General features: G+C 45.0%; 22 protein-coding genes, 2 tRNA genes and 1 other RNA gene. 7 read left to right on the top strand and 18 right to left on the bottom strand.

Going from position 1 to position 21,861, the window contains the following annotated elements:
* Position 1: 1 nt before the first annotated feature.
* Both ssrA and LBL30_03190 read right to left on the bottom strand, forming a co-directional pair.
* Positions 2-317: a transfer-messenger RNA gene (ssrA, locus tag LBL30_03195) on the bottom strand.
* Positions 318-344: 27 nt separating this feature from the next.
* Complete coding sequence (locus LBL30_03190) at positions 345-2,261, bottom strand: PBP1A family penicillin-binding protein (GenBank protein ID MDR1032096.1); 1,917 nt, start codon at positions 2,259-2,261, stop codon at positions 345-347.
* A gap of 110 nt (positions 2,262-2,371) precedes the next feature.
* Here LBL30_03190 and recO point away from each other — a divergent pair, with 110 nt between their 5' ends.
* The 4 genes from recO to LBL30_03170 all read left to right on the top strand — a co-directional run bounded on the left by recO (position 2,372) and on the right by LBL30_03170 (position 4,080).
* The gene (recO, locus tag LBL30_03185; GenBank protein ID MDR1032095.1) at positions 2,372-3,148 is read left to right on the top strand and encodes a DNA repair protein RecO; all 777 of its coding nucleotides are present in this window, start codon (positions 2,372-2,374) and stop codon (positions 3,146-3,148) included.
* A tRNA-Val gene (locus LBL30_03180) sits at positions 3,139-3,213 on the top strand. The genes recO and LBL30_03180 overlap by 10 nt, the downstream gene beginning before the upstream one ends.
* A 259-nt stretch (positions 3,214-3,472) precedes the next feature.
* Positions 3,473-3,697 (top strand): hypothetical protein, encoded by a 225-nt coding sequence (locus tag LBL30_03175; GenBank protein MDR1032094.1) that lies wholly within the window; start codon positions 3,473-3,475, stop codon positions 3,695-3,697.
* Complete coding sequence (locus tag LBL30_03170; protein ID MDR1032093.1) at positions 3,697-4,080, top strand: type II toxin-antitoxin system VapC family toxin; 384 nt, start codon at positions 3,697-3,699, stop codon at positions 4,078-4,080. Before LBL30_03175 ends, LBL30_03170 begins: the two co-directional genes overlap by 1 nt.
* Positions 4,081-4,127: 47 nt before the next feature.
* On the opposite strand, the gene LBL30_03165 is transcribed toward LBL30_03170, so the two are convergent.
* The 10 genes from LBL30_03165 to hslV all read right to left on the bottom strand — a co-directional run bounded on the left by LBL30_03165 (position 4,128) and on the right by hslV (position 12,975).
* A tRNA-Leu gene (locus tag LBL30_03165) sits at positions 4,128-4,213 on the bottom strand.
* 60 nt (positions 4,214-4,273) lie between these two features.
* A complete protein-coding gene (locus tag LBL30_03160; protein ID MDR1032092.1) occupies positions 4,274-4,852 on the bottom strand; it encodes an RsmD family RNA methyltransferase in 579 nt (192 codons plus the stop codon).
* Positions 4,840-5,556, bottom strand: a complete 717-nt coding sequence (locus LBL30_03155) for an rRNA pseudouridine synthase (protein ID MDR1032091.1) — start codon at positions 5,554-5,556, stop codon at positions 4,840-4,842. The genes LBL30_03160 and LBL30_03155 overlap by 13 nt, the downstream gene beginning before the upstream one ends.
* 130 nt (positions 5,557-5,686) lie before the next feature.
* Positions 5,687-6,277: a hypothetical protein gene (locus LBL30_03150; GenBank protein ID MDR1032090.1), complete on the bottom strand. Its 591-nt coding sequence runs from the start codon at positions 6,275-6,277 to the stop codon at positions 5,687-5,689.
* A complete protein-coding gene (locus LBL30_03145; protein MDR1032089.1) occupies positions 6,267-7,682 on the bottom strand; it encodes a sigma-54 dependent transcriptional regulator in 1,416 nt (471 codons plus the stop codon). Before LBL30_03145 ends, LBL30_03150 begins: the two co-directional genes overlap by 11 nt.
* Positions 7,683-7,698: 16 nt before the next feature.
* Positions 7,699-9,714, bottom strand: a complete 2,016-nt coding sequence (locus LBL30_03140; protein ID MDR1032088.1) for a HAMP domain-containing protein — start codon at positions 9,712-9,714, stop codon at positions 7,699-7,701.
* Between the two features lie 124 nt (positions 9,715-9,838).
* Positions 9,839-10,081 (bottom strand): hypothetical protein, encoded by a 243-nt coding sequence (locus LBL30_03135; protein ID MDR1032087.1) that lies wholly within the window; start codon positions 10,079-10,081, stop codon positions 9,839-9,841.
* Positions 10,071-11,084, bottom strand: coding sequence for a tRNA dihydrouridine synthase DusB (gene dusB / locus LBL30_03130; protein MDR1032086.1), 1,014 nt, complete (start codon positions 11,082-11,084; stop codon positions 10,071-10,073). Before dusB ends, LBL30_03135 begins: the two co-directional genes overlap by 11 nt.
* A gap of 2 nt (positions 11,085-11,086) precedes the next feature.
* On the bottom strand, positions 11,087-12,409 hold the full coding sequence (gene hslU / locus LBL30_03125; GenBank protein MDR1032085.1) for an ATP-dependent protease ATPase subunit HslU: 1,323 nt from the start codon (positions 12,407-12,409) through the stop codon (positions 11,087-11,089).
* Positions 12,406-12,975, bottom strand: a complete 570-nt coding sequence (hslV, locus tag LBL30_03120; GenBank protein MDR1032084.1) for an ATP-dependent protease subunit HslV — start codon at positions 12,973-12,975, stop codon at positions 12,406-12,408. The genes hslU and hslV overlap by 4 nt, the downstream gene beginning before the upstream one ends.
* Positions 12,976-13,032: 57 nt before the next feature.
* On the opposite strand from hslV, the gene LBL30_03115 reads away from it, so the two are divergent.
* Together LBL30_03115 and LBL30_03110 are read left to right on the top strand one after the other, a co-directional pair.
* On the top strand, positions 13,033-13,386 hold the full coding sequence (locus LBL30_03115) for a histidine triad nucleotide-binding protein (protein ID MDR1032083.1): 354 nt from the start codon (positions 13,033-13,035) through the stop codon (positions 13,384-13,386).
* A gap of 6 nt (positions 13,387-13,392) precedes the next feature.
* Positions 13,393-14,343 carry an acetyl-CoA carboxylase carboxyltransferase subunit alpha gene (locus LBL30_03110; GenBank protein MDR1032082.1) on the top strand — a complete coding sequence of 317 codons (951 nt, stop codon included), beginning with the start codon at positions 13,393-13,395 and terminating at the stop codon, positions 14,341-14,343.
* Here the strand turns inward: LBL30_03110 and mnmA are convergent.
* Positions 14,314-15,408 carry a tRNA 2-thiouridine(34) synthase MnmA gene (gene mnmA / locus LBL30_03105; protein MDR1032081.1) on the bottom strand — a complete coding sequence of 365 codons (1,095 nt, stop codon included), beginning with the start codon at positions 15,406-15,408 and terminating at the stop codon, positions 14,314-14,316. The genes LBL30_03110 and mnmA overlap by 30 nt on opposite strands.
* Before the next feature lie 173 nt (positions 15,409-15,581).
* On the opposite strand from mnmA, the gene LBL30_03100 reads away from it, so the two are divergent.
* Positions 15,582-15,878, top strand: a complete 297-nt coding sequence (locus LBL30_03100) for a hypothetical protein (protein MDR1032080.1) — start codon at positions 15,582-15,584, stop codon at positions 15,876-15,878.
* Between the two features lie 42 nt (positions 15,879-15,920).
* Here the strand turns inward: LBL30_03100 and rodA are convergent, their stop codons facing one another.
* The 5 genes from rodA to LBL30_03075 all read right to left on the bottom strand — a co-directional run bounded on the left by rodA (position 15,921) and on the right by LBL30_03075 (position 21,813).
* A complete protein-coding gene (gene rodA, locus LBL30_03095; GenBank protein MDR1032079.1) occupies positions 15,921-17,042 on the bottom strand; it encodes a rod shape-determining protein RodA in 1,122 nt (373 codons plus the stop codon).
* Entirely contained in the window at positions 17,020-18,759 is a 1,740-nt protein-coding gene (gene mrdA, locus LBL30_03090) for a penicillin-binding protein 2 (protein MDR1032078.1), read from the bottom strand. The genes rodA and mrdA overlap by 23 nt, the downstream gene beginning before the upstream one ends.
* On the bottom strand, positions 18,752-19,219 hold the full coding sequence (locus tag LBL30_03085) for a hypothetical protein (protein MDR1032077.1): 468 nt from the start codon (positions 19,217-19,219) through the stop codon (positions 18,752-18,754). The genes mrdA and LBL30_03085 overlap by 8 nt, the downstream gene beginning before the upstream one ends.
* Before the next feature lie 107 nt (positions 19,220-19,326).
* Positions 19,327-20,520, bottom strand: a complete 1,194-nt coding sequence (locus tag LBL30_03080) for a dicarboxylate/amino acid:cation symporter (protein MDR1032076.1) — start codon at positions 20,518-20,520, stop codon at positions 19,327-19,329.
* 123 nt (positions 20,521-20,643) lie between these two features.
* The gene (locus LBL30_03075) at positions 20,644-21,813 is read right to left on the bottom strand and encodes an aminotransferase class V-fold PLP-dependent enzyme (GenBank protein MDR1032075.1); all 1,170 of its coding nucleotides are present in this window, start codon (positions 21,811-21,813) and stop codon (positions 20,644-20,646) included.
* Positions 21,814-21,861 lie beyond the last annotated feature (48 nt).

Below are 21,861 nucleotides of genomic sequence, written 5' to 3'. Positions count from 1 at the left end.
TAATGGAGGGCGTTCTGTTACCCGGCACCCTCCGAACCGTGCTTTCAACGCTTAGTAGTTAGCCGTCAGGCTGCTACGCGCATATCAGGCAGTGCATAATCGTTTGCACTTATCAATTAGCCCGATAACGGCGGTACAATGCCGAGCAAAAATCATAACTTTCAATGCCCGTCGAGCCTAATTCACCCCCGCAGTTTTGGTGGAGGTGCCGGGTTCTGCCCCCGGGTCCGAATCATCTATTACTTATAACGTTTATCGCCATAGTCGCTTATGCAACACTGAGTATTATAACACAAAATTGTCCTATTGTTAAGAAAAAATATGAACGAGCGGCATTGCGAAGATTATCTGCGAGCATCCAAAGTGTTAATAAGATCACCTATATTTTTAGGCACACGCCCAAGTTGAGGGTAGGAGGTCAAATTTAACTGCGGAATATCAGAGGCTTTCAAAAATGATGCAAGGCCCACGCAAGCAAGCATAAAGTCACGCCATATGCTTGCTGGAAGCACTCCACCAAGGTTCTGCGTAGAGGTCATATCATCATGTCCTGTCCAAACACCTGCAGTGAATGAATGCGCCCCTCCAATAAAACATGCGTCGCGACCTTTATTACTGGTGCCGGTTTTACCGTAAGAACTTATTGGCAGCTGGCTTCGTTTACCAGTTCCGTACACCACTACGTTGGTCAGTATTTTGCGCATATTTAACACTACCTGATCTGGGAACACTTTCGCATTTACCTGAATCGGATTCTGGTAGAGAATTTTGCCGCTGGTCGTTTTTATGTTCGATATGGCGTAAGCAGGTATCCTGACCCCTCGGGTGTTAATGATATTATATGCGTCAACCAGCTCAAACAGCGATGTGTTACCGCTGCCCAGCGACAAGGTCAGGTCGTTGGGTAAATGCCCTTTTATGCCAAGCGTACGCGCTGTGTCGATTATCGACTGACACCCCAGTTTGCGGGCCAGCCTGACCGTAGCTGTGTTAACCGAAAAAACCAGTGCATCACTAAGCGATATTTCGCCCTTACTTGCCCAGTGATAATTTTTAGGGGACCACTCATCTATTCTTAAAGGAAGGTCACTTATCGTATTATGCGGCCTAAGCCCCTTATCAAGGGCGGAAAGGAACACAAAAAATTTAAAAACTGAGCCGCTTTGGCGCCCTGCCGTTGCGCGATTAAACTGGGACAGCTTATAGGAAAATCCACCCAGCATAGCCTTGATGGCCCCATATCCGTCGATGCATACAAGGGCAACCTGAGGGGGCACTTGTTTATTTTGCTTTATTAGGTTGTTTATATGCTTTGCCACAACCGCTTCCGCATGTGTCTGCATCCTGTAGTTAAGCGTAGTAGTTACAACCAAATCTTCGCTGCTTGAAGGAATCAGCTGGGCAATCGCCTCCATCACCCAGTCGGTAAAGCAGCGGTACCCCTCCCCGCCATGAGCGCTAGGTCGCAGGTTCTCTCTATGCTTATTTATCGCCAGCTCAGCTTGTTTTTGTGTAACGTATCCGGCTTGTATCATACTGACCAAAACTTTTATCGCACGCATATCTGCCTGATCAGGGTTATTAAACGGCGAGTATTTAGCTGGGCTTTTCAGGACAGCCGCAAGCTTAGCAGCCTCATAAAGCGTTAAGGATTTAGCTGGTTTTTGAAAAAACTTCCATGCCGCCGCGTCTATGCCATAGGTTCCTGATCCGAAATATACCCTGTTAAGATACATGGTCAGTATTTGCATCTTGGAAAAGCGCCTTTCAAGCCACAGCGCCAGCACTGCCTCTTGGATTTTGCGTCTTACCGACCTTTCTGGCGACAGGAAAGCGTTTTTGGCAAGCTGTTGAGTTATGGTTGAGCCTCCTTGAGCATACCTGCGTGCGCGAAAATTTGCCCATGCAGCGCGTAAAAGCCCCCAAACATCAATCCCGCAGTGATCAAAAAACCGCTTGTCTTCTATGGATATGATTGCCTGAGGGACGTAAATTGGAAGCTCTTGAGCCTTCACTGGCTTACGAAAAACGTCGCCATAGGTTGCCAGCAAGGTTCCATCCTCGGCCTTTATTATTATACATGGCGTTCTGGTTGGGGGAGAAATATCGTTTATACTGGGAAGGTCATACAAATACAAAATTGATAGCACAAACAGCACTGACATTCCGGTAAGCAGCGTCGCAAATACCAGCTTTACCCAACCTGACCGTCTTTTAGATGACTTGCCGCGTAAACGAGACTTCTTGCGTCTTTTGGCCATTTTTGTGCCGAAAGTTATAACGGCTCAGTATTGTACATAACCGCTGCATGTACAAGGCAGAAGTGATATTCTGAAACGATACATTTCGTCAGTACGACTATAAACAAATAATGGATTGGAATGATGACGCAGTGATTTTGTCCAAAACTCCATATGGGGAATCCAGCTCAATCTTGACGGTGATGTCAGAAAACCATGGCAAATGGGCTGGTTTTGTCAAAGGCGCCTCTGGCAGGCGAACTCGCTTCGCATTTCGGGCCGTTTTTGAGTGTGGGGATATTGTTCAATGTCGGTGGAGATCCCGTATATCCGATAATCTTGGGAATATGACGATTGAAACTAAGCTTCAGCCGTTTATCCTGGCGCATGCCAGTAAACACAGACTGCTGGCTATTAAATCAGTTTGTGAGCTTTGTCTCAGCTTGTGTCCAGAAAGACAGGCGATAAAGGATATTTACGATCAGCTAACCAAGTTTCTTCGGAATATAGCCAAGCCAGACTGGATCCTCAGGTATATTAGGTTTGAGCTTGGGTTGATGCAACACACAGGCTATGGGCTCAGCCTTAATAAATGTGCTGTTACCGGGGTGAGTGACGGTTTAGTTTATGTCTCGCCTAAGACTGGTCATGCAGTTTGCCAATCTGTTGGTGAGCCATACAAAGACAAGCTTTTAAAATTGCCCGGTTTTCTTGCTGTATCGGGCGACAATCATATCGTCACCTGGCAGGATGTGTTTGAAGGACTAGATTTGATTGATTTTTTCCTGCAAAAGGTGCTCAGCGGATATTCAAAATCCGTCCCCAGAGCCAGAGTTATGTTATTGCAAGCTCTTACCAAAGATTGTAAGAATACTGGCGCATCGGCCGTTTCTAATATGGATGCTTAGCTCAGTGGTAGAGCACTGCCTTCACGCGGCAGGGGTCACAGGTTCGAATCCTGTAGTATCCACCAAGTTTTTTTTTAAGCTAGTCTTTAAGATAAAACGATTCTCAATCAATTGTATCTTACTTATACAATTAGCTGTTGTATTAGTAAAAAACCAGTACTTCGTCACTACCGCCCCTTTGCTTTTCTTGCAATAAGAAAAAAGTCAAAAAAATAAATCATTAATGGGGCTTATGTGTAACAAAGGCTTAATGAAATATTACTTTTACAAGTTGCTTTATGATCGTTTTTATGTTATAATAACGTTCATATTTGAGATAGTATTATGAACATAACACTTACTGATTTTCGAGCTCAGATGTTTAAGCTGCTACCAAAGGTTGGGGCGGGCGAAATTCTAACTATCACTCACAAAAAGCGGGAGTATGCTCTTGTTTCTACTGAACAGCTTAGAAAACTTAGATTAATGGAGGCTTTGAGCAACCTACCTGTGCTTAGCGAATTGAGTAGAGATGATGTGCGTAAAGCCATTGATGATGGACGCTCTTGATGCGTGCAGTTATAGATACTTCGTATCTTGTTGAATTTTTGATCAAGCCGTTTAATGAGGGCTTTAGATGGGTATTTGACGCGGATCTGATAGCCCCAGATTTACTGGTGTATGAACTACATAATGTATTACTTAAAGCGCTAAAGATCGGTCAGGACGATCTTAATAAATTTCAAAAAATACTAATCAATTTGAATCTGAAATATATAAACATTGCTGGAGACGAAGAGAAAATATACCGACTGGCTTTTAAGCATAGCCTATCTTTCTATAACGCTTCTTACCTCTGGTTGGCTGTCAAAAATAACCTTCCTCTAGCAACCATAGACCGGCAGATATTGAAGATTGCTGAGTGTAAGTTCATATCGACTGGAACGGTATAGCTTAAGTGCTGTAGCTGTGACTTTAAAAATCTTAAGCGGCAAAACTTTGGTGCCCGTGGAGGGACTTGAACCCCCACGTCGTTACCGACAACAGATTTTAAGTCTGTAGTGTCTACCATTCCACCACACGGGCAAGCTGCGCAGCAGGCGCGATGGCAGCTTATCCTCCGCCAATGTGAAGAGCAATATTTTTCTAAATTCCCGAATCGATATATCGGATAACTGTAAATTTAGAGCTGGAGATAATGCGAGTTTTCTCTTCAACCAGGCGTTTTGGCAATTTTAGATTAAATCCGGCTTCCGCCTCCAGTACCAATAATGCTCGATTGCACAGCCAGCCATTGTTAAGCACGTATTCCAAGCATCGCCCTATAAAATTTTTGTTGTATGGCGGATCTAAAAACATCAAGTCAACAGACCCGCGACTGATCTTGTCTTTTGGCACAAGAAATAGGTCAGAGTTCAATATAGTGCATTTTTCCACCAAGAACTTAGCGTTTATCTTTATGAGGGCGCAGTTGCTGCTAGATTGTTCTATAAAAATCACCTCTTGCGCTCCGCGCGAAGCTGCCTCTATCCCAAAAGCGCCAGTTCCGGCAAAACAGTCAACAACGCACGCGCCATCAAGCGTTTCTTTACTACCAATATTGGCTAAGTTAGACAGGATATCAAATACAGCCTGACGCCCACGGCCAGAGGTTGGTTTGGCACATTCTATACCAGCGGTTGACAGCCGCCTGCCTTTATACTTTCCTGCAATTACTCGAAGCATTTTGCAAACCGTTTTAGCAAGTGCCTTGGCGCTTTTCTAAGCTGATGAGGAGCTAAATCACCAAGCTTAAAAGGTCCATATGAGACGCGAATAATCCTTGCAACTTTTACCCCTAGATAAGCCATTATCTTCCTGACCTCCCGGTTTTTACCTTCGCAGATGCTGATTTGAAGCCAAGAGTTTAGCCCTAACGACTTTTCAACCTTAACAATAACGCCGCCATACTGAACTTGTTCAATAGTAACACCGAACTTCAATTGCTGAAGGCGTTTAAGGTCAATATGACCAAAAACTTTTACCCTGTAGGTTCTGATAAACCCATTGCTGGGCAGCTCCATATAACGCGCGAAGGCGTGACAATTGGTGATTAACAGCAGCCCTTCAGTATTTATATCAAGACGCCCAACAGATATAACGCGCCCTATTTCTTTAGGCAGATCGGCAAAAACCGTAGGCCTTCCCTGCGGGTCTTTATGAGTAGTAACAAGGCCCTTGGGCTTATGGTAACACCAAACAGCGTACTTAATTTCCTTGGGTAGCAATTTCACCCCATCAACACAAACTGTTTGCTGATGATCGACGATTAAGGATGGCACTCGCGCTATTTGACCATTAATACTAACGAGTCCGTCTGTTATTAGACAATCCGCCTGCCTTCGCGAAGCAGGAAGGTGCATGGCAACGTATTTGCGCAAACTGATCATAGACTAATAAATGTAGTTCATTTTTGAGCGAATTTTTGTATTAAATAAATATTTTTAATAGTCAGTAACATCAATAGTAGATTGAGTCTCAACGAGAAAGTGCTTAATCGAAGATGAAATAATTCGCCAATTACGCTTTCGAGGTTAGAGAAACAAGCAGTTTAATTCTAGCGCTGCTTGTTTCTTTAAAAGAAAGGCTTAGCCCACCATCCTTTGAATATTGCAAAAAGTAGTCTGCTAAGGCGGTTTTTGATGAATGCTCAGACGCCTCGGATACCAGGCCAGCTAAATCGCCGTTAGATAAGAAAAACTCGCCTGTTCCCTCAAGGCAAAATTGATCTTCGGCAAGATTATACAGCTTAAAAATACATTGCTTTCTGGATGAACCGACGATAATGGCCAATAGCATAAAAACGCCTTTGGCCAATTGACTGTGCGGTTGAAGAGCTGAGATATCCAGGCTCAAATGCACGCCCCTGCTGCTGGCATATTCGCCCATCACATCCTTGATTTTCTGCCAGGTAATGCTGTCCTTGGCGCTTATTATTCGAAAAACATTAATTACGGCAATTGCCTTTTTGATGCTGCCCTCAATAGCTGACAATATATCAGGATCTTTGTTTTCAAACGCAACGTCTAAGCCAAGCTTGATTGCCCCAATAGGGGAGGCAACATCGTGGCATAACCTTGAGATAAGAGAGGCGGTTAAATCAGTTTTCAATGTCTACTCCGTCGTCAAGACGCCTTTTTTCTCTGGTTAAGTCCATGGACCTGAGCTTTCTGTGCAGAGCAGATCTTTCCATACCTATAAAGCTTGCGGTCTTTGACACGTTACCCAGAAATCGATTGACCTGCATAAGCAGGTAATCATACTCAAACATCTCGCGAGCTTCCCTCAGCGGAAGGTTAACAAACCGATCCATGTTAACACTTTCGTCAAAAACAGCATGCTTCGGGGACTTGATTTCTGGTGGAAGAGATTCGATGGAGATTTCTTCTTCATCGGCCCCGCCACTCATGATCAGCGTCCATTCGATTACGTTTCTCAGCTGCCTGACGTTGCCGGGCCAGTTATAAGATACAAGCAAAGCCAACGCTTCTTTGCTTATCTTTTTTGGCGGCAAACTGAAGAAATCATTGGCGTTATCAAGGTAGAAATTCACCAGTTGTTCTATATCCTCTCGCCTGTCTTTAATAGGCGGAACCTTTATTGGCACAACCCCTAACCGGTAGTACAGATCTCGCCGGAATTTGCCTTGGTTTATTAGCTCTTCGATGTTACTTGATGTTGAGCTGATCAATCTGGCTTTAATATCAAGCGCTTGTCGCCCTCCTACCCGCTTATAGGCATTTTCCTGCAGCGCTCGCACAAGTTTGGATTGCAACTCGGCCGACAGGTCGGTGACCTCTTCAAGAAACAAAGTACCCTCACCAACCGCGTCCAGCGCGCCGTGAGCCGCTATCTCTCCGTTGAGGTTTTCTTCACCGAACAGCTCTTTTTCAAAAGCGCCAGAGTCCACATTGGCACAGTTGAAAGAAACGAAAGGTAAATCTTGGCGAGGTGAGCAATTATGCACTTCAAATGCTACTGCCTCGACCTCTACGCCAATTGGCCCAGTCACAAGCACGCGGCTGTTGGTACCGGCGACTTTTTTTATCATTTGCTTAATCTGGCTGATATCGCCAGATTTACCTATAAGCTGGTTGTCTCGACCGATTCTTTTACGCAGCTTAAGATTTTCCTCGACCAGCAGGCAAGACTCGGCAGCTCGTTTAACCGCCAACAGTAACTTATCGATAACAAAGGGCTTTTCGATGAAATCGTATGCTCCACGTCGCGTGGCTTCTACTGCCGCGTCTATCGTTCCGTGCCCGGATATCATGATAACCGGCAAATGGGGGCTTTTTTCTTTTATCTTCTGCAGGATTTCTATACCAGCCGATTCATCGGTGCCTATCCACAAATCCAGCAGAACCACCGATGGAAGGAAGCTTTTTAAAGTATTCATTGCTGACAAGCCGTCGTTGGCTTGTTTGACGACATACCCTTCGTCACGCAATACGTCCGAGATAAGGGCTCTTACCTCTTGCTCGTCATCTACTACCAGGACTTCTTGCCTTTGCATAACTACAGCAAATCAATCATTGAATTTTGGGGACAAGCATAGAAACCTTCGCTCCACCATTTGGCACGTTTTCCAAAAACAGCTTACCGCCATGATCTAACAGTATCTTTTTCACAATGGCTAAGCCTAAACCTGTTCCTTTTGAACTCATCGTTACGTAGGGGTCTGTCAGCTTATCAAGGTGCTCTGCTGGAAAACCTGGGCCATTATCTTCAACAGTCACCTCTATGTTGTCGCCTTTATCTAAAGCATTAGCCAAAATTTTGGGCTGTTGTGGTTTTTCAGGCATGTCCCCGATTGCATTGACTGAGTTAAGTACAACGTTGCTAACCGCCTGGTGTAGCATTCTGGCATCACCTTTTACGCTCAGCGTATCATATTTGCAAGCGTTTACAAAAGCAATGTCTGGGTTTGCAACTTGCTGCAGCAATAATGCGTCACTGAATATCTCGACGAAATTGAACTCTGCAAAGACAGGCGACGGCATTTTTGCAAACTGACTAAACTCATTGATAAGCCGCTTGATATCCCCAACCTGACCAACGATTGTTTTTACAAGATTTGAAAAGGTTTCCTGATCGTTACTAATTTGCCCAAGATATTTGCGCTTAAGCCTTCCGGCGGCCAGCTGTATGGGGGTTAGTGGGTTTTTTATTTCGTGAGCAACTCGCCTGGCGACATCTGACCAGGTGGCCATTTTCTGCGCAACAAAGAGCTCAGTCAAATCATCAATTGAAACAATATACCCGTCGATATCTTTTGTTACCCTGACATAGAAAACACGGACTTCTAGTCCTCGTTTTACTTGAAGCTCTTTCTCATATGTACTGCTGTTATTGTGATCCAAAATATCCTTTATCTCAGGAAAAAGCCTGTATATCGGCTTCCCCAGGCATTTTGAAACGCTTACATTCAACAAATTGCAAGCAGCCCGATTAATAAGAAGCACCTTCTTATTATTGTTGAGGCTTATGATGCCGGAAGAGATATTTGCAAGCACGTTTTCAATAAATTTATTTGCGTCATGCAGTTGAGTTTTCTGCAAAGTCAACTCACTGACCATCTGATTGAACGATTTACCCAGCAAGCCCAGCTCGCCTTTAGCGTTATGTTCTGGAACCCTGGCGTTCATATCGCCGCTGCGGATTTTCTCTGCAACGTTGATCAGGCGGCCTATTGGTTTAATCAATTGCCATGAAACGGTAAGCGCCGCGCTTACTGCGGCCAATACTAAAAGCAAACTTACAGCCATGAAAACCGCAATAAACCCAAGCTCTAAGTGCGAGCGTTTGTTTTGTAAATTTTCGTATTCATAAGTGGCTTTCTTAGTTTTCTCCATATAATCAATAGCAGAGTTGTCCAGCTGTCGGCCAATCAAGACGAAAAAGGTGTTACCCATGACTTCTGTAGACGTTAAAGCGCGCGCAAATTGGTATTCTGACCCACCTACAAGAACAACGCCCTGCTGCCAAGCTTTTATCAAATCCTGATGTTTCACAGGCGCAAACTCGGCGGCAAAGCTGAATGGTGACCTGGCAATAACCGCCATGTTTTGATCAAAGACCACTATATCCGCCAGCGATTTAAGCGTTGTAAGCTGTGCCACAAAATTGTTTCTGGCGTCCTCTGAGTCAATAATCGCGGGCAATTGATTTGATATTAAATATGCAACTGTATTGGCGTCCTCGATTATGTTTTTCTGATGTTCTTTAATATATAGCTCTGCCACTTGCTTTGAGGCAGACAGCGCGGCTTTATTGCGCTCGGAAAACCAGCTTTCTAATTCTCCATGAAAAAACGCAGCGGTGAAAATTATCATTATCAGACATGGCAAAATGGCCAGAATAGAAAACCCCAGAATTAACTTAGTCTGCAGGTTTGATCCAGCCAGTCCTGTACGCTTTTCCGACCACAACCGCGCCAGGCGTTGAGCAACTATAAACGCCGCCAGCAACAGCAAAATTGCGTCCAGATAAATCAATACGCTCCATTGATGCTGGCCAATGCTGAAAAAATGTTTGTGGTGAACCACATACGTCAAAGCACCTGAAAAATAAGCCGAAACGAAAACTAAATACGACAGGATTCTTCTTAGCTTTGGTTTAGATGAAAAGCTGTGAAACGCGTGGTAGAATCTGTATATGTGGCTTTGTTTTTTAATCGCAGGCCCTCCTTGGAGGTGTTGCTATTTTATTTCTAAAGGTATTGCGGTTAAGCCCCAGCAATTTGGCTGCCTGAGTCTGATTACCGTCAGTATAGTTGAGTGTTTTATTAATCAAAATCTGCTCAACCTCATGCATTATATAATCGTACAGGCTTGAAGGAATTTTATCCTGGCGGGTTTCGGCGAAATATCTTTCCAGTTTGCCTTCTAAAATTTTCGACAGATCATCTTGCATGACTGCACCCCTCGCCTGCAAAGCTTTCAACCAAACTCAACATATCGTTTATAGAGGACGACGCATTTACTCTACTGCGCAATTCTGCTGCCCCGTCCATTCCTTTTGTGTACCAGCAAATGTGCTTTTTTGCGAGCTTTGCGGCAATTTCACTGCCATAGAAAGCCAGGAAATCTGACATAAAATCACTTAAGTATTTCAGGATTTTGCTTTGATTCGGTTCAGGGTTAACTTCGCCGGTTTTTAGAAAGTGGGCGACATGGCTTAAAATCCAAGGCTTACCCCGGCTTGCACGTCCAATCATGATACCGTCCGCACCTGAATCATTAAGCGCCTCTATGGCCGTATTTTCATCCACTATATCTCCATTAACTATAACTGGTATGTCGACAGAATCCTTGACCTTTCTTACAAATTTCCAATCGGCAGCTCCGCTGTACAGCTGGTTTCTGGTACGAGCATGTACAGTAATCATCTGCGCCCCATTGTCACGTAATATGGCGGCTAGCCTTGGGGCATTTAGGGATTCGCTGCTCCAGCCCATACGCATTTTCACAGTAACTGGCACTTTTACAGCCTTAGCCACGCCGCCGACTATTTTCGCAGCCAGAATTTCATCCTTCATAAGGGCCGATCCGGCAAAGCCCGTAACTACTTTGCGGACAGGACACCCCATGTTTATGTCTATGACATCTGCACCTATATCTTCGTTTATTCTGGCAGCTTCGGCCATGCTGAGTGGGTCATTCCCGACGATTTGGACTATTTTCGGGCTGCCAGAGGCAGGCGACACCATACGCATAGTACGCCCATTCTTACGGTTAATTGCTTCAGAAGCGACCATCTCGCAAAATGTAGGGACTGATCCAAAACTAAGCACGCGTTGGCGATAGGGCAGATCGCTAACCCCTGCCATAGGGGCAAGGAAAACCGGGGTTTCTATGTTTAACGAGCCGATTTTTAGAGGTTTTATAAGCATGTTTATAACGCGCGAAACCCACAAAATCAGAGTATGAACCTAGACAAATCTCTGTTGGAAGCCAAAGCGCTTATGGCGTTCTCTACATATTTGTCGTCTATCACAACAGTCTTGCCCTTGTAATCCTGTACGTTAAAGCTGACCTCTTCGACCACCTTTTCCAAAATTGTATGCAAACGCCTGGCGCCTATATTCTCAACGTTTTCATTTATCTCTGCCGCAGTACAAGCAATCTTGGAAATACCACTTGATGAAAACTCTAAGGTAACGTCCTCTGTTGCCAGCATAGCCTGATATTGCTTAACCAGACTGGATTCCGGCTCAGTTAGTATGCGGATGAAGTCTTTATCCCTAAGCGGTTTCAGCTCAACCCTTATGGGAAGGCGGCCTTGCAGCTCTGGTAAAAGATCAGAAGGCTTTGTGACATGAAAAGCGCCAGAAGTAATAAACAGGATATAGTCGGTTTTGACAGTTCCGTATTTTGTAGAAACCGAGCATCCCTCGATTAAGGGTAGCAGGTCCCGCTGAACCCCTTCGCGACTGACGTCTGCGCTGGAAACCTCGGCACGGGCACAGATTTTATCTATTTCATCGATAAATACTATGGCATTTTGCTCAACATTATGGACGGCCTCGCGAACAATCTTGTCTTGATCCAACAATTTTTCAGCCTCTTCAGCAGCCAGCTTAACTCTAGCCTGGGCAATCGTCATTTTACGTGCTTTGCTTTTGCCGCCAATCCTCAGGCTCTTATTTATCATGTCGGTGATGTTTATCATCCCCATCTGGGCGCCAGAAGCCCCGGGTATATCAAAAAACGGCGTTGGACCAAGCGATGGTTGCTCAGACACTTTAACCTCTATTTCTCTATCCTCCAGCTTTCCAGAATCAAGCATTTCCTTGAACTTACTGCGGGTTTCTTCCGAAGCTTTTTCCCCAATCAGTGCAAGCAGAATGCGCTCTTCAGCCAAGTCTTGCGCTTTCTTATGATTTTGCCGTCGAGCAAGCTCTTTCGCGTCTGAAACTGCAATTTCGATTAGGTCTCGGATAATCTGTTCAACGTCGCGCCCTACATATCCAATTTCTGTAAATTTTGTTGCCTCAACCTTGATAAACGGCGCTTGAGCAAGACGCGCCAGCCTTCGCGATACTTCTGTCTTACCAACTCCGGTTGGACCAATCATCAGGATATTCTTGGGCAGAATCTCCTCTTTAAGCGGGCTTGGTACCTTTTGCCTGCGCCAACGATTGCGCAAAGCCAAAGCTACTGCTCGCTTGGCCTCAACTTGACCGACAATATGTTTATCTAGCTCGTCAACGATCTGCTTTGGAGATAATAGGGTTTTCATTTGTCCTTTCCGGTTAGCTTTTCTAAAGTCACATTTTTATTAGTATAAATACAAATATCTGCCGCAATATCCATGGCTTTGCGTGCGATCTCCTCAGCAGAGAGTTTGTTAATGCCGATAAGCGCCCTTGCCGCAGCTAACGCATAATTGCCGCCAGAGCCTATGGCGATTATGCCGCCTTCTGGCTCAAGCACGTCGCCATTGCCGCTTAGTATCAGCGACGTTTGTCTATCGACTACGGCCATCATGGCCTCTAAGCGCCTGAGGTACTTATCGGTGCGCCAGTCTTTTGCAAGCTCAACACATGCGCGGGTCAGCTGTCCTTGAAACTGCTCCAGCTTGGCTTCCAGCTTCTCAAACAAAGTCAGCGCATCTGCTGTAGAGCCAGCGAACCCCGCCAGTGCGCTGCCTCCGGATAAAGTTCTGATTTTTCGGGCAGTGGCCTTGACTACGCACGCCCCCATGGTCACCTGACCGTCGCCGATGATTACGACTTCGTCGCCCTTACGTACAGAAAGTATTGTTGTTCCGTGCCAAGCGACGAGCTGATCTGAAATGTGTGTCATTTTATGTTTTGCTGTGGTAAACGACAATTATATGCTGTGCCAGCGAGTATAATCAAAATGCTGAAAGAATACGACAGAAATAATGTTTTCGCTAAGATTTTGCGTGGCGAGGCCAAGTGCTCTAAGGTCTTTGAAAGTGACGATGTGCTTGCAATCCGCGATATATTTCCCAAAGCGCCTCAGCACATTTTGGTCCTGCCAAAAGGCGAGTATACGTGCATGACAGACTTTATTGAACATTCGTCTGACGCCCAGATTGCCGCGTATTTTCGTGCGGTTGTTAAAATTGCCAAAGAGGCCGGGCTGAGCGAAAGCGGCTACAGATTGGTAACGAATACAGGTCCTGACGGTTGCCAAGAAGTCCCGCACTTTCACACGCATATTCTTGGTGGAAAGAAGCTTGATGCTTAAACGGCCATGATAACGTTCAAGTTCGAAGAGCCCATAGTCGAGATCGAGAGTAAAATAAACGAGCTTAAGCCGCGTGTGGCTGCTGAGCCCAGCGTTGCAGAGGAGGTTTCCAGGCTTGAGCAAAAATTAGAAAAGCTGCTAATCAAGATTTATGAAAACTTATCCGCTTGGGAGCGAGTCCAGGTTGCCAGACATGGCGACAGGCCCAAAACCCCTGATTATATAAACGCTTTGATTGAGGACTTTACCCCTCTTGCCGGGGACAGGCTGTTTGGCGAGGATTGTGCGATAATCGGCGGCATTGGTCGCCTGGATGGCATATCTGTTGTAGCGCTTGGCCAAAACAAGGGCCATGACACAAACGAAAGGATAAAGTGTAATTTCGGTATGCCAAATCCTGAAGGCTATCGTAAAGCTCGCCGTCTTATGCAAATGGCGGATCATTTCAGAATGCCGCTGATCACGTTTATCGATACCGCCGGCGCCTTTCCTGGGGTTGGTGCGGAAGAACGCGGTCAAGCAGAAGCCATCGCTAAGTGCCTGGAGGAAAGCTTAAAGCTCAACGTTCCGGTTATCAGCACTGTAATAGGGGAGGGGGGCTCTGGCGGCGCGATAGCGATAGCTGTAGCCAATCATATCGCCATGCTTGAGAATTCTGTTTATTCCGTGATATCGCCCGAAGGTTGCGCGTCAATCCTTTGGAAAAGCCGGGAAAATGCCGCAGAAGCCGCTAATGCCTTGCGCCTTACGGCTTATGATTTACTAAAACTGGAAATAATAGACGAAATCATTAAAGAGCCCATCGGCGGCGCTCACAGGCATAACAAAAAAAACATTCAGCTAGTTGGCGATACTATCAAAAGAGCCCTCAGAAATCTGCTTAAGGGTGATATCAGCGATTTTTCAGAGCACAGAAATAAAAAATTCTTAGCCATGGGCAATGCAGGCTTGTCTTAAATTCGTCAACTCATCAACAGCAGCAGTTGGCAAGCATTTGCCGTGAATACATCCTCCGCCCAAGACCCTGTCCCCAGCATAGAAAACTGCAAACTGTCCCGGGCTCAGGGCAAAAGCAGGCTGTTTAAGCTCGACTATAACGTCACTTTCCCCGTCTAAAGGTATTATTTTAGCTGGCATAGGGGATTGAGCATAACGTGTTTTGACAGATACTTCCTGTGGCAAGCGCCCAGGGTCAATAAGCCAGTTAACTTCTTGTACTTGGAATTTGTTGTACTCCAGCTGACTTTGCTCGCCCACAATAAGCCGATTGTTTTCAGAATCCATATCAACGACAAACAATGGCTTGGATCCGGAAACACCCAAGCCTTTTCGTTGGCCGATTGTATAGTTCCACAGCCCCGCATGTTGCCCAACAATATTGCCGTTTGTATCGACAATGTCTCCAAGCTTTGGCTGGCAGCCAAGTACAGATTTATAGTCGCCGCTTGGAATAAAGCAGATATCCTGACTTTCCTTCCTATCTGCTGTGCAAAGCCCGAACTCGGCGGCCAAACGCCTGACCTCTGTTTTACACTTATCGCCAAGCGGGAATACCAAAGACTTTAGGGTCTCTCTTTTCACCCCAAACAAAAAGTAACTTTGGTCTTTGGTCATATCAACCCCTTTATAAAGGCCGATTTCACCGTCTTGATCTTGTGCTGTTTTTACGTAATGTCCAGTTGCCAGCGCGTCTGCGCCCATGCCAGACACTGCGTCAAACAACAGGCCAAACTTGATTATGCGGTTACACTTTGCGCAGGGATTAGGGGTGATCCCACTGATATAACTGCTTTTGAAATAATCGATGATGTTTTTGCTAAACTGATCTTTGAAGTCAAAAACATGATGATCTATTTTTAACTGATCGCAAGCACGCTTAGCGTAATCTAAGGAAACTTTGGCGCCCTCGCTTTCACAAAGAGACATCGTAACGCCAAACACTTCATGCCCTTCTTTTTGCAGAAGCGCAGCTGTGGTGCTGCTGTCAACCCCGCCCGATAAGGCAACTGCTATGCGTGACACAAAACTTATCAATCAACGATCGCTGGATGCTAGCAAACATTACTGAAAAAATAAACGAACCGCTTAGCTGCAGATGTTTTGCGCTTCTTGTTCAGGCAAAAAACATACTTATTAACCATTTGTTCATTTGACAGTATTATATTGATAATAGTGCAAATAGAGGAAAGACGATTATGAATAAGAAAGTATTATTGAGTATGGTAATAGTTGGTAGCTTTACTATTGTTGACAATAGTATGGCAACTCCAAAGTGGCTTAATGACATTGGTAACTGGTTTAAAGGTGCGGAGAAAAAAGTTGAGAAGGTAGTCGGAAATGTTGTGCATGAAGTAGAACATGTGGGTGAGCAAGTTCTGAAAACAGGAGGACGGCTGGCTGGGCAAGTTGTTAATACAGTAGGGCGTGTGGCTGAGACAGGTGCTAACATTGTCGCACAGCATCCTGAAATTATTAGTGCCCTTGCAAAGTAGTTATTCGTTTTACGAGTAACATCTACTCAGGTGTTGTGGAAGTTATGGTCTGATGTGGGTTTTCTTGTTGAGGCCCACACAGAGCATAACTCCCAACGCGATCATGAAGGTCATCATAGAACTGCCTCCGTATGAAACTATCTGAAGCGGTATGCCAACTACGGGCAGTATTCCCATGACCATTCCTATGTTTATGAATGCATGAAGACCGAACATTACCGAAATACCACTAGAGACTAGCAGGCCAAAGCGTGATCCGGATTTTTTAGCTATTTTCAGCCCACTAATCACTATAAAAGCATACAGAAGGATAATGGCCGCCCCTCCAAGAAACCCAAGCTCTTCGCAGATTGTGGCAAATATGAAATCGGTGTGTTTTTCGGGCAGAAAGTTCAGTTTAGATTGAGTTCCCATCAAAAACCCTTTCCCCAAAAAACCGCCTGATCCTAGTGCGATTTTGGACTGAATAATGTGATATCCAGAACCAAAGGGATATTTTTCTGGGTTAAAGAACGTAAGAATGCGGGCCTTTTGATACTCGTGCATCATTGGCCATATAAAAGGCAATGCAAGCACCGCCGGTAAAAAGCATAAGAAAATACGCCTAGGCTGCTTTTCCACAATCAGCATCATGAACATGCCTATGCCGGCAATAATTGCCGCAGTCCCTAGGTCTGGCTGCTTTAATACGACAAAAAATGGCACGGTGATGATAAACAGAGGTACGGCATATCGTTTAAGTAGTCCTGACCAAATAAAACTCTGTTCTTCCAGGTTAATGTCCGAGTAATATTTGGATAAGGCTAAGATGACGGCAACTTTCATGACTTCAGATGGCTGAAGCGTGAATATGTAAAGATTCACCCAGCGTTTAGCGCCCATACCGGCAAATCCGGCCAGTTCTACTGCCATCAAAAGTACCAAGACGATCAGGTAAAAGTGGTAAGCCCAAGTATGCCAGAATATGATGCTTGAATTGGCAATAAGGATCATAAGCAAAAACAGCCCGCAAAACCTAGTCGCATGTACCAAAGGCTTGCCAAGCCAGATTCCTCCACCAGTGTTGTACTGATAGGTTGTGCCCAAAACGGCCAAAACACATACAATGGCAATCAGGCCGACATGGTTCTTGAGCAGAGGATTAATTGTCAGCAGGTTTTTCATTTGCTTCGATATAATCAAACACTTGACGAGCGACTGGAATACAGGACAAAGCGCCAGATGTTCCATGGTCAACCACCACCGCAACTGCGTATTTGGGCCTGTCTGCGGGGCCATAGGCTATAAACAAAGCGTGGTCTTTATACTGCCACGAATGCCCCCTCTTGTCCGATAAAGATACCACTTGGGCTGTTCCGGTCTTGCCGGCTATGGGATATCGGGCGCTGTATCCACGGGCATATCCGGACGATCCTGGTTTATTGCATACCCAGAACATCCCGTTTTTAACAATCTCAATGTGTTTAGGTGAAATCCCCAAAGATTCACGTGGTGACATCTTACCTTTACTCAGCGTCGGAAAGACTCTATATCCGCCATTGGCGATCTGGGCTGTCATAACGCATAATCCTATTGGCGTGACAACAATTGAGCCTTGCCCTATTGCGGTTAGGACTCTCCGTGCAGCACGCCCCCCGCCTGAAGGCTTGCCAATTAGTATTTTCCCAGACTGTTCATGTGGAACATTTACTTCTGTTTTATCGCCTAACCCAAAGACTTCAGCCATTTCGGTAATATCGGAAAGTTTAAGCCGCAGCCCTAGGTTATAGAAAAAAACATCACACGATGACGCGATCGCTTGCTCTACATTAACATATCCGTGGCCAGCGTGCTTCCAGCAATGGAATATGTGATTACCAAGTCGCATGTATCCTGGGCAGAATATTTTTGTGTTCCTGTCTATCACGCCAGCCTTTAAAGCAGCTAGTGCTACAATCGGCTTGAATGTAGACCCAGGTGGGTACAGCCCCGCAATCGACCTGTTCATCAATGGGTTGGTAGAAGCTTGCATTACATGCTGCCAGTACTTCTGATTGCTTGTAAGTTTATTGGGATCAAAGCCAGGCACCGACACCATTGCCAGAATATGCCCGTTTTCAATGTTCATTACTACGCATGACGCTGCTTTGTGGACCGAAAGCAACTGGTACACAAGCTTTTGCAGACCCGCGTCTATGGTTGTTTCAAGGTCCTGGCCACTTTCGGCTTTATCGTCGCAAAGATCCTTAACAGGGACGCTGCGTGCGTTGACTTCGGTCTTTTTTACCCCAAACTCCCCAGCAAGCATAGGGTCAAAGTGTTCTTCTATGCCAGTTTTGCCGCACTTATATTCCAGCGGTAGAGCTTGCTTAGTTGACGGGGCGGACATATATCCAACAATGTGGCAAGCTGATGCTTCCAGCGGATATACTCTGTAGTAGTAATTATCCAAATACAAGGTTTTGTATTTGTTTAACAGTGGCAAACATTGATTCGCCTGAGCCCAAGCCATCTCGTCTTTTATAATTATATGGCTGTACGGCGGGGTTTTTCTAGCTTCCTGAAAAAGATCAGGCCTTATAAACTGCACGGCCTGAGGATCCGCTAGCAAAGACTTAATATCGGACTCTAAGTCTTTTCTTACGCTACTGTCGCCGACCAGGCGGTATTTTGCCCCTGTGAAGGCCAGTGGAATATTGTTTAAAGCGATAATTCGGCCTCTTTTGGGTATTATAGGTCTTATACGAATTCGATTTCTGTTGGATAGTAAAGCATACTTTTCATGCTGTACCACTTGCAGATAATAAAGCCGCCCAATCAGCACAATCGTTAGTAAAACGGTCGCAGATATTGCAAACCTAATCCTGTCTGTAAAAAGCGTATCCTTAGGCTTTTTACGCATACTTTAAGGGTTCTTTACGGGAAAACAAGAGCACATACGTTACTGGGTACAGCAGCATAGTGGCCAAAAACTCCAACGCTGTTTTGGATGTAGTAAACTCAATCGATGAAACCGTAAGCAATTCTTGCAGATAATGCAGTGTTGGCATGATACAGGCTAGTATCATCAAGAACAGAGCGTACACTACAATAAAACCAGCGTCGTACAGGATCGCGCTTAGGGCATTTACTGCAATGCTTAGCATCATCACCCCTATCAACGTTAAGCCGCAGAAACTTCCGCTAATCAGATCGGTATAAATGGATGCGATACCAATCTCGATAGTATTAAAACTGGGGCGTCTGTACACAAGGTGGTCAAAAAAAAGCAGCAACAGAAACATCTGCGGGTTTACTGGAGCAGTCAAAATATTGACCACTGAAAACAGATACAGGGTCAGAATGATAAACAAAAAGCGCATAGCCTCTGTAACCGCAGCAAGAAAATCAGCAGAATCCTACCGAGTATCTTATATCAGCTTAAGGCGGCTGTAGCCATTGCTATGTCTATATTATGAATTCTGACGTTTTACTTTCTCAACCTCATAAGCTTGTCGAAAGCAATCGCTAGCGAGCCGTTTCCTGCGACGTTACAGCCTGTTATGAATGGATCGAACAGGACATACAAACCGGTTATTAATCCCAACATATCGGCGTTAAATTCAAGATATTTTTGTAGTACAGGCAGCATTACAAGGATGCCTCCACCAGGGACCGCTGCTACGGCGAATTTAGCCGCAACAAAATGCGCCGCAAAAATTAAGTATGTTGCAAAGTTTGGTAAATCCTTACCGAATGAAATCAACATTACTAGTGCAATAAATGGTATAAAAAAGCAATCCCCAATCAAGTGAATATTCACCGAGCATGGGGCGATAATTCGTGCATTATCTCGGTCGATAGAGTTTTCCTCAGCCGCCTTAATCGACAAAGGCAAAGCCGCCGCGCTTGACATGGAGCCAAATCCAGTTATGGCTGCTGGCAATATATTTTTTAGGTAATTGCTATATATTTTTAAGCTGCCAGTCGACAGGGCAAAAAGCTGAGCGAACACATATCCGTATGCAGAGATAAGGAAGATCAGCATAACCGCTAAATACTCGGACAAAATCTGTGAGATTATTCCGTCTCGACTGAGTTTTACCACCGTTCCGAATATAAAAAGCGGCATCAGTGGTACCAAAACCTTAAAGAAATATTTTATGAAGGTGTTCAAAAAACAGGACAAATGCTCATGCGCTTTGCGAACGCTTGCGCCAAGTTTTGTGCCTAAGTCTCGACGAGCTATTACGGCATAAGCAACCCCACACACAACCGCAGATATCAAAGCGATGTCGTTTGAGATGATTTTAGGTAAAAAGAAGCAAAACAATGGCGCGAAAGAAGCAGCGCTGCTTGCAGAAATTGTGTCAATCGACGATATAAGGCCAGCGCTGACGCAAGATGCGCCAAGAAAATAAGCAATAAGCGTATTAATAAAATTTGAACCCACTATAAGCGGGATTGCTATGGCCAAAGACTTAACAGAGCCAACGCCAATTCTGCAGATAGACGTAAAAATCAAAGAGAATATGACCAAAGGCAAGGCAAAGATCATACACTCTTTAATAATCAGGCTTATCGAGTAAAAAAACGCGCCAACACGGTCAGGCAGCAGCCCGCCTAACAAAAAGGCCAAAAGTGCTGAAGCTAAGAAAACAGCAGAGGCTGCAAAACCCTTCATAATCTAGCCACACAAAAATAAACCGCAGCAAGTTTAAAACAAAATTCGATTAAAAAACACAATTTTAGCTGAATGACTGCTTAAATTTATACTAGCCATTGCTGTCGCCATTCGGAAAAGAAATCAAGTGGATAGCTTTTTATATATGGGGCTCATAGACCTGAGTCTTTTGACGCTTTCCACGGTTTTTTGGGCAACGTACATAGCGTCATCCTCAGTGGTAAATCTGCCAAACCCAAACCGTATGGCCGTATGTACTAGGTCTTCACTTATGCCCATTGCCTTAAGCACATAAGATGGCTCCAGCGTATCAGAAGTACATGCTGAGCCCGATGAAACAGCCACTTCAGGCATTGCCATCATCAAACTCTCACCCTCTACCCCAGCAAACGATATGTTTAGGTTGTGCGGGACGCGTTTATCCTTATGGCCATTCAGGTAAACCTGCTCAAGGTTTTGGGCTATATACTCAAAAAATCTGGATTTAATACGGCTAATGTTGTCGTTGACTTCGTGCATTTCGGTACGCATAAGCTCACAAGCCTGACCAAGCCCTACGCACAAAGGAACCGGTGTTGTGCCTGGAAAAAGCTGACGCTCTTGCCCGCCGCCAAAAATCAATGGGCGAAGCTTTACCTTTGGGGATGAGCTAATATATATAGCGCCCACCCCCTTTGGAGCATAGATTTTGTGTCCAGAAAGGGTCAATATGCTGATGTTGTCTTTTGCAACGTCTATATTAATCTTCCCAATTGCCTGAGCGGCATCGGTGTGAAAAATCACCCCGCGTGACCGGCAAATCTGACCAATCTCACGTATTGGTTGGATTGTGCCGATCTCATTATTAACCGCCATTATTGAGACCAGCAGCGTTTTATCGCTGATAAGCCGTTCGACAGCATCTGGCTCTATAATCCCATCGATTGTCGGCTTTATATAGTTTACCTCAAACCCCTCTTCTTGCAGAGCTTTACAAGACTCCAGCACGCATTTATGCTCGATAGCAGAAGTAATAATATGGTTGCGTTTTTTGCCATAAAATCTGGCACAGCCAATGATGGCGGTATTTGCGGCCGCGGTTGCCCCCGAAGTAAATAAAATATCCTTGGCCTGCGCGCCAATGATTTGGGCTGTTTGCTCACGCGCTTTTTCTAAAGCTGTGCTGGCTTGGTAACCAAACTCATGGTCAGAGCTTGGATTGCCATAAATTTCACAAAAATACGGCAGCATAGCCTCAAGAACGCGAGGGTCGCACTGGGTTGTCGCCTGGTTATCGAGGTAAATATTTCTCATTTTGCTTGCTTTTGACGGCCAAATGTGCTAATAACATAATATTAGTAC

Source organism: Holosporales bacterium, assembly GCA_031263535.1.
Taxonomy (GTDB): Bacteria; Pseudomonadota; Alphaproteobacteria; order UBA3830; family JAIRWN01; genus JAIRWN01.
The sequence above is the reverse complement of the archived record's forward strand: the minus strand, read 5'-3'. Positions and strand labels throughout refer to the sequence as shown.